Origin of the sequence: Thermococcus peptonophilus, from assembly GCF_001592435.1 — an archaeon.
GTDB lineage: Archaea > Methanobacteriota_B > Thermococci > Thermococcales > Thermococcaceae > Thermococcus > Thermococcus peptonophilus.
Window position 1 is genome coordinate 450,730 of the sequence record NZ_CP014750.1, and the last position, 16,019, is coordinate 466,748.

The window sequence follows — 16,019 nt, forward strand, 5'->3', positions numbered from 1 at the left end:
AGAAAGACTTAGAGGGTGGGGCCATGAAAGCCATATACAGGGAGATGTGCCCGAACTGTTGGGGGAGAATATCCGACGAACGGCTCCTAATGAGGAACCCGTGTGATGAATGCCTCGACGAACCCGTTCACGCTGACTCCTACTTCCAGCTCGTTTCTGCGGTGAGGAACGCGCTTAAGCTCAGAGGAACGCTAAAGGAATGGGAAAGAATATACCAGCTCGAGAACCAGACGAGGGAGATAGAGGAGTTCTTCAGGAAGGCGACTGGCTTTACGTTCTGGAGTGCCCAGAGGACGTGGGTAAAGAGGCTCCTCAAGGGGAGGAGCTTCTCCATCATAGCCCCGACTGGAATGGGTAAGAGTACCTTTGGAGCCTTCATGGCCGTCTGGCACGCTCTCAAGGACAAGAAGAGCTACATAGTCGTCCCGACGACTCCTCTCGTCATCCAGACGGTAAGGAAGATAGAGGCCATAATGGAGAAGGCGAACGCCGACGTCAGGCTCGCCTACTACCACGGGAACCTCAGGAAGAAGGAAAAGGAGGAAATGCTTGAGAAGATCAAAAACGAGGACTACGACATCCTCGTTACGAGCGCCCAGTGGCTGGCCAGAAACTATGAAGAGGTTCTGAAGGGCAGGCACTTCGACTTCATCTTCGTTGATGACGTTGATGCCTTCCTGAAGGCGAGCAAGAACATAGACCGCTCGCTCTACCTCCTCGGCTTTACGGATGAGATAATCCAGAAGGCCTGGGAGATTATCAGGCTGAAGAAGCAGATGTCAAAGTACCTGAACGGGAACTCAGAGGACAGAAATGAGAAGCTGAACGGGCTTACCAGGGAGATAGAAAAGCTCCAGAGGGAGATAGAAAAGTTCAAGCGGAAGAACAAGATTGGAATAATGATAATCGCATCTGCCACGGGTTCTGCGAGGGGCGACAGGATAAAGCTCTACCGCGAGCTTCTGGGCTTTGAAGTCGGAAGCGGAAGGAGCGCCCTCAGGAACGTCGTTGACAGCTACCTCAAGCCAACTAAAGACATCAAGGAGCACGTTGAGGAGCTCCTCTCAAGGCTCGGAAAGGGCGGCCTGATATTCGTCCCAGTTGACCAGGGCCTTGGCTACGCTGAAGAGCTTGCCAACTACCTCCGCGAGAGGGGCTTTAGGATAGAGCTCGTCTCATCAAAGAACAAGAAGGCCCTTGAGAAGTTCGAGAACGGCGAGGCGGACTACCTCATAGGCTCGGCCACCTACTACGGCTCCCTCGTTAGGGGCATTGATCTACCTCACCTCATACGCTACGCCGTCTTCACGGGTGTTCCGAAATTCCGCTTTAGTATAGACCTCGAGAGGCCCACCATCTACCGCGCCCTAGGCCTGCTCAGCGAGATAATGGACTTCCTCAGCGACAAGGACAGAAGGACAGCCGAAAAGCTCCACGCCCGCCTGAGGAGGCTCATACGGAACATCCCGCAGTTCGAGCTCCTGAAGATAGAGGAGGCCCTTGCAGAAGGCCTTCCGATAGAGAACGAGTTCCACAACCACGTCCTCGGCGTCTTCCGCGAGCTTGTCGAGTTCCTCAGGAGGGTTCTCAGAGATGAGGAAGTCCTCAGAAAGCTTGCCGAGGATCCGTTCATAAGCCTGACCAAAGAGGAAGAGAAGTGGTATATCGAGATACCCGACGTTAGAACCTACATCCAGGCAACGGGAAGGACCAGCAGGCTCTTCGCGGGCGGAATCACGAAGGGTCTGAGCGTCCTCATAGTGGACAACGAGAAGGTCTTCAACGGCCTCGTAAGGCAGATGCGCTGGCGCTTCCAGGAGTTCAAGATGGTTCCCTTCGAGGAGCTTGATCTCGATGAAATCCTCAGACAGATAGACGAGGACAGGGAGAAGGTCAGGCTCGTTATGGAGGGCAAGATAAGCGCCAAGGTAAAGGATCTCGTCAGGTCCGCCCTCATGATAGTGGAGAGCCCGAACAAGGCTCGGACAATAGCCAACTTCTTCGGTCAGCCGAGCAAGACGAGGATAGGCGACCTAATTGCCTACGAGATAAGCGTTGGGGACAGAATGCTGACGATTCTGGCGAGCGGCGGGCATATGTTCGACCTCGTCACGAACGAGGGCTATCATGGCGTCTTCATCCAGAACGAGGGGGACATGCTTAAGTTCATCCCCGTCTATGATACACTGAAGAGATGCCGCGACTGCGGCCACCAGTTCGTGGACTGGGAGAAGAAGGGAGTGTGCCCGCGCTGTGGATCGACCAACGTTAGGGACGCCCTTGAGAACGTCGTTGCCATGCGCGAGATAGCCCAGGAAGTTGATGAAATCCTCATAGCGACCGACCCCGATACGGAGGGTGAAAAAATAGCCTGGGACATCCGGAACGTTCTCGCTCCGTACACGCCCAACATAAAGCGCATAGAGTTCCACGAGGTAACGAGGCCGGCCATAATGAAGGCCATCCAGGAGGCGAGAGATGTCAACGAGAACCGCGTCAACGCGCAGATCGTTAGGAGAATCGAGGACAGATGGATAGGCTTCGAGCTGAGCCAGGAGCTCCAGAGGGTCTTTGAGAGCTACAACCTCTCCGCAGGAAGGGTTCAGACACCTGTTCTCGGCTGGATCATCGAGCGCTATAAGGAGTTCACGGAGAGTGAAGTTTACTTCCTCGGCCTGACCCTTGAGAACGGCTTACAGGTAACTATTGAGCTCGGAAAAGACGGCAAAGACGTGGAGCCGCCTGAATACGTTATCGTCGAGGAAGTCCAGCTGGAGGAGAGGGAGCTCAACCCAGCTCCACCTTACACCACCGATGCAATGCTGAAGGACGCCTCGACCTTCCTGAAGCTTTCAGCTCCAGAAACGATGAGGCTCGCACAGGATCTCTTTGAGCTGGGTCTAATCACCTACCACAGAACTGACAGTACACACGTCAGCAACACCGGAATAGAGGTTGCGAAGGAATACATAACCCAGGAGCTCGGTGAGAACTACTTCAAACCCAGGCCGTGGGGAGAGGAGGGAGCGCACGAGGCCATAAGACCCACTAGGCCGATAGACACCGGCAGGTTGATGCAGCTCATCCGCGATGGCATAATCCAGCTCTCGAGGAACCTCACGAGAAACCACTACAGGCTCTACGACATGATATTCAGGAGGTTTATGACGAGTCAGATGACCCCAGCGAAGATACTCTACGAGAAGGCCGTAATCAACGCCGGCGTCGGAAAGGCCGAGCTTGAAGGCTACGTTGAGATAATCGAGGACGGCTGGACAAGACTGCGCTCGCCGCCGCTCAGGGAGCTTCCAAAACTTGAGAAGGGGACAAAACTCAAAGTGGTTGAGGCAAAGAAGTGGAAGGCCCCGAAGGTTTCACTATACACGCAGGGAGACGTAATAGCCCTGATGAAGGAGAGGAAGATAGGGAGGCCTTCAACATACGCCAAGATCGTTGAAACGCTTATGCGCAGGGGTTACGTTGTGGAAACAAGGGGCAGAAAGAAGCTTCTTCCAACGGAAAAAGGCATCAAAGTCTACCACTACCTCGTCAGCAAGTACAGAGACCTTGTGAGCGAGGAAAGAACGAGAGAACTGGAGGAAATAATGGACCGCATAGAGGAGGGGGTTGAGGACTACCTAGAGGTTCTTCATGAGCTCTATCTGGAGATCCAAAGGTACGTTGCAGGTTGATTATGCTTTTATATTGTTTTTATATTCTTTCCATGCTATCACATGTGTGTTCTTTTGGAGTGCCGAAGTCCCTCAAACAATCCAACTAAGATGTCCCATTCTGTTACTTTACCCCTGCCTTGAAGTCGGGATTTCCAAAAACTTTAAAACCTGAGCTGTGGTAACTAAGTTGTATACTCATACAACCATAGTATAATCCTAGCAAGTTATCCAATACAACTACGCCCAACACATGTCACGAACTCTCCCAAAGAGGAAAAGATTTATATTGGTTGGGTCGCAAATTAGAAATTAGAAAATTAGGTGGTGGTAAAGATGGTTAAGGACCGGATGGTGGAGCTCCTTCAGGAGCACTTTGAGTTGAACCTCTACGAGGCGAGGGCGTATGTGGCCCTGGTCGGTTTTGGTGTTCTTACACCGGCCGAGCTGGCAAGTGTCTCAGAAGTCCCGGCTCCGAGAACCTACGACGTTCTCAGGAGCTTGGAGAAGAAGGGATTCGCCATAAGCCAGCCGGGCAAGGTCAACAAGTACAGGCCAGTCCATCCCGAGAACATCCTCGAGAAGTTCATAGAGGAGTGGCAAGAGCGCGTTAAGGAGGAGCTTGAGGCCAAGAAGAAGGCCAAGGAGGAGCTCATTGAGCTCATGAAGCCGCTCATTGAGACAGAGATTCCGAAGTACGGCGTCGAGAGGGTCTGGGTCGTCCGCGGAATAAGGAACGCGACCCTCAAGACCAAGGAGATGTTCGAAGAAGTCAAGGAGAAGATACTCCTCGCTGACGACGGTTACATTGCCATAAACCTCGAGAACGACCTCATTAAGGCCATCGACAACGGCGCTAAGGCCAAGATTATCGTGAGCAAGTCCCTCCTCAAGAGGCTTGAGGGCTCAAAGATCATGGAGTACGCCAAGAAGGGCAAGCTCGAGCTCAGGACCCTCGACAAGTTCGAGCTCCCGATGCTCATCTGCGACGACGAGGTCTTCTTCGCCCTTGAGGACATGGCGGCAAGGTACTTCAACTACGAGACCCAGGTCTGGATCAAGGACTTCAGGGTCAGGGATCTCTTCGAGGCCAAGTTCAACGAGTACTGGGAGAAGGCCGAGAAGGTCTGATCCCTTCTCTCTGTTCTTGCTTTTACTGTTCTTCTCGCCGGCTGTTCAGAAAAACATTGTGCTACCTACCTAGGCATTCAACCCCATACTGGTCCAAGAAGTCAAAGTAGGAGAAAAATAGCGGCAGATCAAACGTACTTGAACTCCTCTTCCTCCTCTCTCTTTTCTCGGATTTTCCAGAAGATTTTTCCTTCTTTCTGAAAGCTCTCCACCTTGCCCTGCTCGGCGAACCTTAAGAGGTAGCGCCTTACCTCCATCGGACTGATTCCAGTCTCCTTGGCTATCTCGTCAACGGTCTTTGGGCCGCTTTCAATGGCCTTCAACACCCTCTGGTTCTTCATTCGGATCCCTCCAGTCGCTTATACCTCTCCAACAGGTCGATTATTTTCTCCATTACCCTTAAATGTTTCTCAAGCTCATCAATGTCCTCAGGAAGGGAGTTCGCAAGCTGGGCCAGCTTCTCCCTTAGCCTCTCCTCAACGCCTTTAACCTCGCCTTTCATCTCCGCCTTTCTCTTCTTCTCCCGGTACTCGCATACTGGACAGAAAACCCTACCGTCCTTCTCAAAGAGGGGCGAACCGCACCTCGGACAGTGTCTATCAAGCATCTTAGCGCCGGAAAGCATCAGAGGCATTATCACGTTCCTGATTTCTTCTTCAGTTGGCCCCTTCACTCCAATCCCTCCGTCAGGAGCTGGAAAACCTCAAAGAGTGCCCGCTTTCCAAGACGGGAGTGCCTTATTCTGTCCGAGATTTCAGCTATGTCAAACGCCACAACATCAAATTCCCTCTTTATCGCATCGAGTATCTCAAGCAGCTCATCAAGGGTAAGCTCGCCGTGCTGGAATCGAGCTATTTTGTACTCCGGCCTGAGAACGTCCATATCGACCGTGAGGTATATTTCATCGCCGAGGTACTTCTTTGCATCAGCTATTATTTCATCGAGGGAGTTCGTCTGGAAGTTCTTATATGCCCTCCACTTTCCACCCCGTTTTCTGCTTCTCAACAGAGCTGGATATATTTTGACCCGCCTCGTCCAGAGCTGGGTTCTGTCGGTTGTCGGTATCATCAAGACCGGAGCCATTACGGCGGCCCTCTCAACGAGCCTGTTCTCAAGTGCATAGGCCAGCCACGAGCCGTGATCGAGGTAGTCGTGCATCAGATCGGTGTGGGCATCAACGCTGATCAGGGATTTCGGCCTCAGCCTGTCGAGTATGCCGTAGGTCGCAAGGTGTTCCCCAATCACATAAGCCCGGTCCTGAGGAATTCGCTCTGATAGAAGGTCAATCCTGCTGGCTTCAACGATGACGTAGTCGTCAATGAGCTTGTTCCTTTTTAGGAGCTGGAGGGCGTAGAGAACTCCATCGCGGTTGGGTTTCTCTCCAAAGGGTATGAAAGTTACCATTCTTCTCACCGGCACAACATTGGGAACTTTTTTTAAAAGCGTTGGGAAAAATGATAAACATTTTTGTGTCAATATCCCCGGCTAAACCTTTAAAAACTCGACCCAAAACTTTCAACTGAAAAATCTCCGGAGGTCGAGTCATGATACTCCAGGTCGCTCTTGACCTTACCGATATTGAGCAGGCCATTTCTATAGCGGAGAAAGCCGCCCGCGGCGGGGCACACTGGCTTGAGGTCGGCACTCCCCTCATCAAGAAGGAGGGTATGAGAGCAGTAGAGCTCATGAAGAGGCGCTTCCCCGACAGGAAGATAGTTGCAGACCTCAAGACCATGGACACAGGTGCCCTTGAGGTCGAGATGGCCGCGAGGCACGGTGCAGACGTCGTTTCTATCCTGGGCGTTGCCGACGACAAGACCATCAAGGATGCAGTTGAGGTCGCGAGGAGATATGGAATCAGGGTCATGGTTGACCTGATCGGCGTCAAGGACAAGGTGAAAAGGGCCAAAGAGCTTGAGAAGATGGGCGTCCACTACATCCTCGTCCACACTGGAATTGACGAGCAGGCCCAGGGCAAGAACCCGCTCGAAGACCTTGAGAAGGTAGTAAAGGCCGTCAAGGTTCCGGTTGCGGTCGCTGGAGGCCTGAACCTTGAGACGATCCCAAAAGTCATAGAGCTCGGCGCCACGATAATCATTGTTGGAAGCGCCATAACCAAGGCCAAAGACCCTGAAGAAGTCACCAGGAGAATAATAGACCTCTTCTGGGGCGAGTATATGATGACGATAAGGAAGGCGATGACAGACATAACCGACCACATAAGGAGCGTCGCCGAGAACCTCAAGCTCGAACAGGTCAGGGGACTGGTAGATGCCATGATAGGAGCCAACAAGATATTCATCTACGGCGCCGGAAGGAGCGGACTCGTTGGAAAGGCCTTTGCGATGAGGCTCATGCACCTCGACTTCAACGTCTACGTCGTCGGAGAGACAATCACACCAGCATTCGAGCCGGGCGACCTCCTCATAGCCATCAGCGGTTCGGGTGAGACAAAGACCATCGTTGATGCCGCCCAGATAGCGAAGGAGCAGGGCGGAAAGGTCGTCGGCATAACTTCCTACGCGGACTCAACACTCGGAAAGCTCGCCGATGTTGTCGTCGAGATTCCGGGAAGGACGAAGGCCGATGTCCCCACTGACTACATAGCCAGGCAGATGCTCACCCAGTACAAGTGGATAGCCCCGATGGGAACTCTCTTCGAGGACTCCACTATGGTCTTCCTTGACGGCATTATAGCACTCCTCATGGCCACGTTCCAGAAGACCGAAAAGGATATGAAGAGGAAGCACGCGACCCTTGAGTGAGGGTCGCGATGTTTTCATTTACCCATATTTTTGCTGGAATTGGCAGCAATGGCTCAAGGATAGTCAATGGAATCGAAACGGACTCCGTGGTAAAGGTATCTTTGAATCCAGCCAGGTACATCCTGCGGCCTAAGGAATATCGGGAAAGGATTGTGAACTTCTTCTCTAACGTTCCCGAAAACAGCTTTGTGTGGCTCGTCTTTGATGACACAAAGATAAATAGAGAAATTATGGAGATAATCCTTGAAGCACTCCCCCCGGATTCTATAAGGCTCGCTTATGTCCTTACGCCTAAAGTGGAGCTGATCAACCGGAAACCCGAATGGGCGGATAAGTTCGAGACGGTGTTCTACGACTCCCTCTGGGACTTCTTAAAAGAAGACGTGCCGCTCGGAAGGGCCTTTGAGGAAGCTTCAAAGAACATTTCGGAGATGTTCTCAAAGCTCTATCACTACCTTGAAAGCGAGATGCTCGTGAACATAGACTATGCAGACTTATTCAGCATGATACGGGGAGGAAACGTTGGTATAATGCGCCTTCTCCGCGAGGTTGACTTCAGCTGGCACTGGGGCATCTGGGAGCGCGGGCTTGTTGGAATACTTGTCGGTGAAGACTTCCCGCTGAGCGGTGCTCACAGAATACTCTCCAAGTTCCAGGAGATACTCTCTGAGAAGGACATAATCTGGGGCGTGATCACCGACAAAAACGTTAAAGGTTCCGAAGTCCTCGCCCTCCTTGTGAAGAGGTGGTGATATGGGCAGGATAAAGGCCGTTCTCTTTGACATCGATGGCACACTGCTAACTGAAATGCCCCTTATTCAGCTCTTTCTCCCGCAGGTGTACGAAAAGCTGGCAAAAAAGCTGGAAACTACCAAGGAAGAGGCCAGGAACGTGTTTCTGTCCGAGATATTCTCAAGGCGAGACACCTACGACTGGCACGACTGGAACTTTTTCTTTGAGCTTTTTGGCCTCAATATGCAGTATGAAGACCTTCTGAAGAGGTACCCACACAAGCTCCACGTTTATCCGGACACCATTCCGACTCTTGAGTGGCTTAAAGAGTCCGGGTACCGTCTGGGAGTTGTCACGAGCGGGCCCGAATACCAGCGCCTTAAGCTCAAGCTGACGGGGCTCGAAGGGTACTTCGATGTCATCGTGACCAGAGAGGACGTTAAGGCGATAAAACCCGAACCAAAGATATTCCTCTACGCCCTTGAAAAACTCGGAGTTGAACCAAAAGAGGCCGCTTTCGTTGGGGATTCTCTGAGCCAGGACGTTTATGGGGCGAAGCACGTTGGCATGCTCTCAATATGGATAAACCGTGAGGGCGAACCCGGGCATCACTTAGCGGACTATGAAATCAGGACGCTCCACGAGCTTAGAAAAATACTGGGGGTGGTAGAATGAAGAAGGTGTTCGAAGGGAAAGGAACGTTTGTTGAATACGAAGAGGAGAAGGTAAAGCTTGAGAACGGCCACGAGCTGACTCACAGGCGCGAAAACCCGATGGAGCTCTGGTGGAAGTTAAAGGAAGCCATCAAAGGCAAGAAAGTTAAGATCGTGGCCTATGAGCTGGAGGAGAGCGAAGACTGATGATTGCCCACCTTGTAAACACCGACGTTGGAAGCAGGGGAATAGGAAGGCTGTATCTTGACTACCGCATCAGAAACTTCCATTTTTTAGAGGACGCCGCTGAGACGTTCCTCAACAGCCTTGAGAGAACTCTTATATTAACTGGCTTCCCGATTCCGCCTTCTATGACTCCCGAAACTGACGGCCCACCTGGGGCCTTGGCAGTCGCAAAAGCCGTAGAAAAGCTCGGAGGAAGGGTAGAAGTCCTCAGCTATCCGGAGGTAATGGGAGCATTGGGGTCGTTTGGCGTCACTTTTGCAGGGTACGTTGATATCTCATCCTACTCGCTGGTCGTCGCCATTGAGACTCCCGGAAGGGCAGTTGACGGCAGGTACTACTCCATGAGTGGCATGGAAATAACAAGAGAGGCCTTTGACAGGCTGGTAATTGAGGCGAGAGAATACGGAATCCCAACAATAGCGGTTGGTGACGGTGGAAACGAAGCTGGAATGGGCAACGTCAGGGATCTAATTGAGCTGTACATTCCACTTGGAGAAAAGATAGCCAGTGTAGTTGAGGTTGATCACCTTATAACGGCTGGAGTGTCGAACTGGGGTGCCTACGGGCTGGTGGCGCAGGCTTCAATCTTAGCCGGCACAAATCTCCTTGCAGACTGGGACGAAGAGAAGGTAGTAAAAGCCCTAACAAGCGCCGGGTTGATAGATGGAGTTAGAAAGAAACCCAGTGAGAGCGTGGACGGGATCGGCCTTGAAGTCCATAAGGAAGTCGTTGAGCTTTTAAAGGTGCTCGTTAATGATGCCCTAGGTGGTTGAATGAAGCTTGAGGAGTTCATATCTGACCCGAAGTCAAGGGAGCTGATAGAGATTGTCAGGGAGTTCGCCAAAAGCTTCTTCGACAGGGAGGGCACGCATGGGTTCAGCCACGTTGAGAGGGTCTTCAACCTCTGCATACATATCGGGAAAGAAGAGGGGGCTGATTTAGAAGTCCTCGCCCTGGCGGCGCTTCTCCACGACATTGCCCGCCCGCTGGAGGATTCAGGGAAAGTCGAGGACCACGCCCTTGAGGGGGCAAGGATAGCGAGGAGGTACCTGAGAAGCCTCGGTTATCCCGAAGACAAGGTGGAAGCAGTTGCCCACGCGATAGAGGCCCACCGCTTTTCACGTGGACCTAAACCGGCCACACTTGAGGCAAAGATCCTGAGCGATGCCGATAAGCTCGACGCAATAGGGGCCGTGGGGATAGCGAGGGTCTTTATGTACTCAGGGGAGCATGGAAGGGACATAGACGCCTCAATAAAGCACTTTGAGGAGAAGATACTGAAGCTGAAAGACTTGATGTACACAGAAACCGCGAGAAAGATGGCCGAAGGGAGACACCGCTTTACCGAGGAGTTTATTGAGCGACTTAGGCGTGAGATAGAGGGTGAAATCTGACCTTTTGGAGAAGAGCTTTTCTCCATAATAACCTTTTTAAATGCCTTCCTGAATTATGGGGTAGTCTGCTCAGGGTCATTCTGGGGGTGAGAACGTGAAGGCGCCGATCTGTGAGGTGTGCTTGAAGACGGATGGTATTCTCTGCCCCGCCGATGAGAAAAAACTCCAGGAGGGTATAATCTCCGAGCTTGATGTTAAGGTCGCGAGGCTTCTCTACAAGCTTCTCGGTGACGCTGATATTGAGTTCAAGAAGGCCGTCGAAGCTGGAGACCTCGTTGTTATCGTCGTTGGAGAAGGAGACGTGCCCGTAGTCATCGGCAAGGGTGGAAAGAACATCAAAGCCCTGATAAGAGAGCTTGGAAAGCGCGTTAGGGTTATCGAGGGCATGAAAGCGGAAAACCCGAACGAGCTGAAGAAGCTGGCCTCTGACCTGTTCTATCCTGCGGGAGTCTTTGGCGTTAACGTGGTCTATAAGGCCGGAGGAGAGAGGGACTACAAGATCCTCGTCTTTGGAAGGGATAGGAAAAAGCTCCCTGAGAAGCCAGAAGTTCTTGAGAGCATTCTCAGCCAGATAACCGGCAAAGACGTTAAGATATCTTTTGTCTGATTCTTACATCTTTTACAAATACCTTTAAAAGGTGCCCACGACTCTTTCTGGGGGGTTGCCATGTACAGGACGCACTACTCAAGCGAAATTACGGAGGAGTTAAACGGCCAGAAGGTTAAAGTCGCTGGCTGGGTCTGGGAAGTCAAAGACCTCGGCGGCATAAAGTTTCTCTGGATACGGGACAGGGATGGAATCGTCCAGATAACCGCGCCCAAAAAGAAGGTTGATCCGGAGCTCTTCAAGCTCATTCCAAAGCTCAGGAGCGAGGATGTGGTTGCAGTTGAGGGAGTTGTTAACTTCACTCCAAAGGCCAAGCTGGGTTTCGAGATTCTGCCCGAGAAGATCGTTGTGCTGAACAGGGCCGAAACGCCTCTTCCGCTCGACCCGACAGGAAAGGTCAAGGCCGAGCTCGACACCAGGCTTGACAACCGCTTCATGGATCTGAGAAGGCCTGAGGTCATGGCCATATTCAAGATACGCTCAAGCGTCTTCAAAGCGGTGAGGGACTTCTTCCACGAGAACGGTTTCATTGAGATTCACACTCCAAAGATAATCGCTACCGCCACAGAGGGTGGGACGGAGCTCTTTCCGATGAAGTACTTCGAGGAGGATGCCTTCCTCGCTCAGAGTCCCCAGCTCTACAAGCAGATTATGATGGCGAGCGGTCTCGACAGGGTCTACGAGATAGCACCAATATTCAGGGCCGAGGAGCACAACACCACGCGCCACTTGAACGAGGCATGGAGCATTGACAGCGAGATGGCCTTTATAGAGAACGAAGAAGAAGTTATGGAGCTCCTCGAGAGGCTTGTTGCCCACGCGATCAACTACGTCCGCGAGCACAACGCGAAGGAGCTTGAGATACTCAACTTTGAACTTGAGGAACCCAAACTTCCGTTCCCGCGCGTGAGCTACGATAAGGCCCTCGAAATCCTCGCAGACCTTGGAAAGGAGATCCCATGGGGAGAGGACATAGACACAGAGGGGGAGAGGCTTCTCGGAAAGTACATGATGGAGAACGAGAACGCTCCACTCTACTTCCTCTACCAGTACCCAAGCGAAGCAAAGCCATTCTATATAACGAAGTATGATAATAAGCCTGAGATATGCAGGGCCTTCGACCTTGAGTACAGAGGAGTTGAGATAAGCTCTGGCGGCCAGAGGGAGCACAGGCATGACATCCTTGTTGAGCAGATCAAGGAGAAGGGCCTCAACCCAGAAAGCTTTGAATTCTACCTTAAGGCCTTCCGCTACGGCATGCCACCCCACGGTGGCTTTGGACTCGGCGCTGAGAGGCTGATAAAACAGATGCTCGACCTCCCGAACATCAGGGAAGTCATCCTGTTCCCAAGGGACAGAAGGAGACTGACACCGTAAGGTCTTTATACTTTCTTCATATTTAATTTGATAGCCAACGACACAAACTGGCGGAGGTTGGAAAATGAGGAAACTCCTGGCTTTAATTTTGGGGATTGTTTTAATGGTTTCAAGTGGAGTTATATCTAATAAGGGTCTTGTCCGCGCTGAGGGAACTAATTATGCAACCATTGGACCGTCCATTCAGCTTTCCCTTGGAGATTCCGTGGTTCTTGGGGATTACACTATCAAGTTTTCGGACATAAGCATTGATTACAGTCAGGTTTCTCTGACTGTTCAGGGGCCAACTGGGGCACCCTCAACTATAATCGTCCCCGAAGGCTCAAACGGCTACTACCCGGACAGCAAGAACCCCAAGTTAGTGTTTGGAGCGGCAGTGTGGAGCAAGGACAAAAAACCTCTCCTGTACCTTGATATAAAGTCCCCCCTCAAAAAGGTGAACAGCGATCCGCTAATACTCTCATCGGGCAGGAGTTATACCCTCCCAGTGGGCACTATAAAAGTCTACAAGGTAACGTCCACGGAAGTAACCTTTATAGTGTACCTTCCAGACAACCCCTCAAAGAGCATCACCCTCAAAAAGGGTGAAAGCGGAGGAGTTGCCTACTCATTCCCAAATACTGATCTCAAGTACTACGACTTCGTTTATGTGAATCTCCTCGACATTACCGGAAGCTCGGCAAAATTCGACGTATACATGCCCGAAGTCACGGCCACGAAGATCTCCGTGAACCGCGCAGAAGGATCAAGCTCAGGTTCCGAAACATCATCCACAACAACGCTCATATCCCTGTACGATGGCCTTCTCTACACGAACGAAAAGCTGACTATCATCCAGAACAAGACCAAGTACGAGCTCCAGCTCGTTTCGGCCGTTTCAACAAAAGCCAGCATCAAAGTCTACAAAGACGGCAAAGTGCTGGACACCTATATAATTGGTATAGGTGCCATTAAAGACATTCCTGGAACTCCCCTAAAAGTTCTGATATCAAAATCCGAACCGCAGTACGGAAGGGTGTCTCTAACAGTTTACGGCCCGGAGGACGCAAAGGCGACGCCGATTCTCAGGCCAGCGAACATAGCGGCCTCTATAGACACAGTCCCAAAGAGGGTCATGGTTGGACAGGACATGGTCATAATAGTGACTGTAGAAAACAAAGGCAAAGGCGACGCCTACGATGTTAACGTTGCAGCTCCTGTTCCGAACGGCTTCAAACTCGTCAGCTCCGTCAAGAGCTGGACGTTTAAGAGCTTCCCGGCTTTCACAAAGATGCCCGCGCTGATATATGTCCTCCAGCCCACTAAGGTCGGGAAGTTCGATATTGGAAGGGTCATGGTGACCTATTACGACGATCAGAGCCTCGAAACTGGTAAGCAGAAGGTCATTTACTCCCAGCCGCTCAGCGGCATCATCGTGTACGGACTGCCCGAGATAGAGGTCTCCGCGGTTGCGTCAAACGGTACTCACGAGGGCAACTACGTGCACACAGAGGCAGGTAAACAGGTTCTTCTTAGGTTCAACGTGAGCGCCTCTGAGGGAGACCCCAACTATGAGTTCATAAAGAACGCGACACTACAGTTGATATTCCCCGAGGGCATCAGCGGGGAGGCAGTTATTCCAATCGGCGACCTGAAGGCGGGTTCATCAAGGGTCATTCAAACTTCAGTTAATGTGGCCGACGAAGGAACCTTCCCCATTGGGGCAGAACTCGTCTATCAGGATCCCGTTGGCAATGTTCACAGCCTTCCGCTTGGAAACCTCGTCACAATAAACAGCGTACCCCCAGTCGTTATAACGAAGGAGGTCAAGGTCTGGCCCGAGCCAGATGAGCTACCAGAGTATATAAACAAGACACTCGCCAGTATGGACAATGCGACTCCCCTCGCAGAGAGGCTCTTTGAAATCTCCAAGTTCTACCTGCCGCCAGAAAATAAGAGCAACCCCTGGAAACCCGCGGCAGTGATATTCCTGCTCGTTGCGCTCGTGGCAGGCGCTCTCGCATTCAACTACTGGAACGAGGTCAACAGGCTCAGGGAGAAGCTAATGAGAAAGAAGCAGAGACGCCCAGGGGGACTTCCAAAGAAAGAGGAGGAGACCGAGGAGATCACTCCAAAATTGGAGGAGATCAAAAAGCTCTGAGCTCTCCCATTGTTTTCTTTTCTTAATAATCTTGGGGTTTATTCTTCTGTTAGGCCTTTAGCTCCCCATATAGAAGCCCTAAAATTAAAGGCCAAAAACAAAAAGAAGCTGAAAGGTCACTCGCTTAAAAACTCAAAGGCTAGGACAACTTCCATCGCTGTTCCAATGTAGAGGACGTCCTCATCAACATCGAACTTTGGATGGTGGTGGGGATATATTATTCCCTTCTCTTCGTTCCGGATTCCGAGAGCAAGGAACGCCCCAGGAACCTTCTGTAGATAGAATGCAAAGTCCTCCGCACCCATTGTGGGTTTAACTTCTCCATACTTCAGGCCATACTTCTCGGCGACTTTTCTAGCGAAATCCGTCATTTCTTTGGCGTTTATGGTTGGTGGCGTCAGTTCCTCTATGCTGAGCTCATACTTTGCCCTGTGAGCTCTGGTTATGCCTTCAAGGATTTCTTTCATTCTTAGCTGGATTAGTTCACCAACTTCGGGCCTGAAAAAGCGGAAGGTTCCCTTAAACTCGACTTCCTCGGGAATGACGTTAAAGGCCGTCCCGCCGTGGATTGAGGTAACGCTGACAACACCGGTCTCAATAGGTTCTATATTCCTGCTGACTATCGTCTGAAGGGCAAGGACAGTCTCCGCAGCAATTGGGATTGGGTCGACCGTCTCGTGTGGAGAAGCTCCGTGACCTCCCTTACCAATAATCTTTCCGTTGAATATGCCAGCTCCCGCAAGGAAAGGCCCGTCCCTGATGCCAATAATACCGCTGGGGAGATCCATCCAGACATGGAAGCCGAAGATGGCATTCACTCCCTCTAAGGCGCCGCCTTCAATCATTTTGACCGCGCCGTTTCCACCTTCCTCCGCCGGTTGGAAGATTAGTCTGACCCTTCCATTCAGCTCATCTCTGTGTTCAGCTATTATCTTCGCTGCCCCGAGTAACATAGCGGTGTGGGCGTCGTGGCCGCAGGCGTGCATCTTGCCGGGAACTCTTGACTTGTAAGGAACGTCGTTCTCCTCCTGAATGGGCAGGGCGTCCATATCTGCCCTGAGGGCTATTGTCTTTTCGCCCTCGCCAATGTCCGCGATTATTCCGGTTCCAACATGCTTTATTGAGTATCCCCACTCACGCAGGTGCTCCTCTACTATCTTGGATGTCCTTTCTTCCTCATAGCCCAGCTCTGGGTGCATGTGGAAGTCCCTGCGCCAGGATATTATCAGGTCTCCAATCTTCTTGGCCTCAGAAATGGGATCGAAGTTCATGGTCTCACCGGATGATGTTGGGATGAGAAAAA

At 51.6% G+C, this 16,019-nt stretch carries 15 protein-coding genes; 11 read left to right on the forward strand and 4 right to left on the reverse strand.

What is annotated here, in order from left to right:
• The first annotated feature begins 23 nt into the window (after positions 1–23).
• Both rgy and trmBL2 read left to right on the forward strand, forming a co-directional pair.
• Positions 24–3,692 (forward strand): reverse gyrase, encoded by a 3,669-nt coding sequence (gene rgy / locus A0127_RS02325; RefSeq protein WP_062387477.1) that lies wholly within the window; start codon positions 24–26, stop codon positions 3,690–3,692.
• Between the two features lie 315 nt (positions 3,693–4,007).
• Complete coding sequence (gene trmBL2 / locus A0127_RS02330) at positions 4,008–4,802, forward strand: HTH-type transcriptional regulator TrmBL2 (RefSeq protein WP_062387480.1); 795 nt, start codon at positions 4,008–4,010, stop codon at positions 4,800–4,802.
• Between the two features lie 128 nt (positions 4,803–4,930).
• On the opposite strand, the gene A0127_RS02335 is transcribed toward trmBL2, so the two are convergent.
• The 3 genes from A0127_RS02335 to A0127_RS02345 are packed head-to-tail and all read right to left on the reverse strand — an operon-like array spanning position 4,931 to position 6,206.
• Positions 4,931–5,143, reverse strand: coding sequence for a DprA-like winged helix domain-containing protein (locus A0127_RS02335; protein WP_054841200.1), 213 nt, complete (start codon positions 5,141–5,143; stop codon positions 4,931–4,933).
• The gene (locus tag A0127_RS02340; RefSeq protein WP_082781379.1) at positions 5,140–5,475 is read right to left on the reverse strand and encodes an Sjogren's syndrome/scleroderma autoantigen 1 family protein; all 336 of its coding nucleotides are present in this window, start codon (positions 5,473–5,475) and stop codon (positions 5,140–5,142) included. Before A0127_RS02340 ends, A0127_RS02335 begins: the two co-directional genes overlap by 4 nt.
• Positions 5,472–6,206: an arginase family protein gene (locus tag A0127_RS02345; protein ID WP_062387483.1), complete on the reverse strand. Its 735-nt coding sequence runs from the start codon at positions 6,204–6,206 to the stop codon at positions 5,472–5,474. Before A0127_RS02345 ends, A0127_RS02340 begins: the two co-directional genes overlap by 4 nt.
• A 140-nt stretch (positions 6,207–6,346) precedes the next feature.
• Between A0127_RS02345 and hxlAB the strand changes: the two genes are divergently transcribed.
• The 9 genes from hxlAB (at position 6,347) to A0127_RS02390 (ending at position 14,716) form a co-directional block, all read left to right on the forward strand.
• Entirely contained in the window at positions 6,347–7,567 is a 1,221-nt protein-coding gene (hxlAB, locus tag A0127_RS02350) for a bifunctional 3-hexulose-6-phosphate synthase/6-phospho-3-hexuloisomerase (protein ID WP_062387487.1), read from the forward strand.
• A gap of 8 nt (positions 7,568–7,575) precedes the next feature.
• Positions 7,576–8,319: a hypothetical protein gene (locus A0127_RS02355; RefSeq protein WP_062387490.1), complete on the forward strand. Its 744-nt coding sequence runs from the start codon at positions 7,576–7,578 to the stop codon at positions 8,317–8,319.
• Between the two features lies 1 nt (position 8,320).
• The gene (locus A0127_RS02360) at positions 8,321–8,974 is read left to right on the forward strand and encodes an HAD family hydrolase (protein WP_062387493.1); all 654 of its coding nucleotides are present in this window, start codon (positions 8,321–8,323) and stop codon (positions 8,972–8,974) included.
• The gene (locus A0127_RS02365; protein WP_054841204.1) at positions 8,971–9,159 is read left to right on the forward strand and encodes a hypothetical protein; all 189 of its coding nucleotides are present in this window, start codon (positions 8,971–8,973) and stop codon (positions 9,157–9,159) included. The genes A0127_RS02360 and A0127_RS02365 overlap by 4 nt, the downstream gene beginning before the upstream one ends.
• Entirely contained in the window at positions 9,159–9,971 is an 813-nt protein-coding gene (locus A0127_RS02370) for a DUF4392 domain-containing protein (protein WP_062387496.1), read from the forward strand. Before A0127_RS02365 ends, A0127_RS02370 begins: the two co-directional genes overlap by 1 nt.
• Positions 9,972–10,592: an HD domain-containing protein gene (locus A0127_RS02375; RefSeq protein ID WP_062387499.1), complete on the forward strand. Its 621-nt coding sequence runs from the start codon at positions 9,972–9,974 to the stop codon at positions 10,590–10,592.
• Positions 10,593–10,686: 94 nt separating this feature from the next.
• Positions 10,687–11,199, forward strand: coding sequence for a KH domain-containing protein (locus tag A0127_RS02380; protein ID WP_062387502.1), 513 nt, complete (start codon positions 10,687–10,689; stop codon positions 11,197–11,199).
• A gap of 60 nt (positions 11,200–11,259) precedes the next feature.
• On the forward strand, positions 11,260–12,576 hold the full coding sequence (gene aspS, locus A0127_RS02385; protein WP_062387505.1) for an aspartate--tRNA(Asn) ligase: 1,317 nt from the start codon (positions 11,260–11,262) through the stop codon (positions 12,574–12,576).
• Between the two features lie 64 nt (positions 12,577–12,640).
• On the forward strand, positions 12,641–14,716 hold the full coding sequence (locus A0127_RS02390) for a BatD family protein (protein ID WP_082781380.1): 2,076 nt from the start codon (positions 12,641–12,643) through the stop codon (positions 14,714–14,716).
• Between the two features lie 116 nt (positions 14,717–14,832).
• Here A0127_RS02390 and A0127_RS02395 read toward each other — a convergent pair whose 3' ends face one another.
• Positions 14,833–15,987, reverse strand: a complete 1,155-nt coding sequence (locus A0127_RS02395; RefSeq protein WP_062387511.1) for a M20 metallopeptidase family protein — start codon at positions 15,985–15,987, stop codon at positions 14,833–14,835.
• Between the last annotated feature and the right edge of the window lie 32 nt (positions 15,988–16,019).

What these genes read in the sequence shown, in the direction of transcription:
- rgy (WP_062387477.1), top strand. Translation starts at nt 24, where the DNA reads ATGAAAGCCATATACAGGGAGATGTGCCCGAACTGTTGGGGGAGAATA.
- trmBL2 (WP_062387480.1), top strand. Translation starts at nt 4,008, where the DNA reads ATGGTTAAGGACCGGATGGTGGAGCTCCTTCAGGAGCACTTTGAGTTG.
- A0127_RS02335 (WP_054841200.1), bottom strand. Translation starts at nt 5,143, where the DNA reads ATGAAGAACCAGAGGGTGTTGAAGGCCATTGAAAGCGGCCCAAAGACC.
- A0127_RS02345 (WP_062387483.1), bottom strand. Translation starts at nt 6,206, where the DNA reads ATGGTAACTTTCATACCCTTTGGAGAGAAACCCAACCGCGATGGAGTT.
- hxlAB (WP_062387487.1), top strand. Translation starts at nt 6,347, where the DNA reads ATGATACTCCAGGTCGCTCTTGACCTTACCGATATTGAGCAGGCCATT.
- A0127_RS02355 (WP_062387490.1), top strand. Translation starts at nt 7,576, where the DNA reads ATGTTTTCATTTACCCATATTTTTGCTGGAATTGGCAGCAATGGCTCA.
- A0127_RS02360 (WP_062387493.1), top strand. Translation starts at nt 8,321, where the DNA reads ATGGGCAGGATAAAGGCCGTTCTCTTTGACATCGATGGCACACTGCTA.
- A0127_RS02365 (WP_054841204.1), top strand. Translation starts at nt 8,971, where the DNA reads ATGAAGAAGGTGTTCGAAGGGAAAGGAACGTTTGTTGAATACGAAGAG.
- A0127_RS02370 (WP_062387496.1), top strand. Translation starts at nt 9,159, where the DNA reads ATGATTGCCCACCTTGTAAACACCGACGTTGGAAGCAGGGGAATAGGA.
- A0127_RS02375 (WP_062387499.1), top strand. Translation starts at nt 9,972, where the DNA reads ATGAAGCTTGAGGAGTTCATATCTGACCCGAAGTCAAGGGAGCTGATA.
- aspS (WP_062387505.1), top strand. Translation starts at nt 11,260, where the DNA reads ATGTACAGGACGCACTACTCAAGCGAAATTACGGAGGAGTTAAACGGC.
- A0127_RS02390 (WP_082781380.1), top strand. Translation starts at nt 12,641, where the DNA reads ATGAGGAAACTCCTGGCTTTAATTTTGGGGATTGTTTTAATGGTTTCA.
- A0127_RS02395 (WP_062387511.1), bottom strand. Translation starts at nt 15,987, where the DNA reads ATGAACTTCGATCCCATTTCTGAGGCCAAGAAGATTGGAGACCTGATA.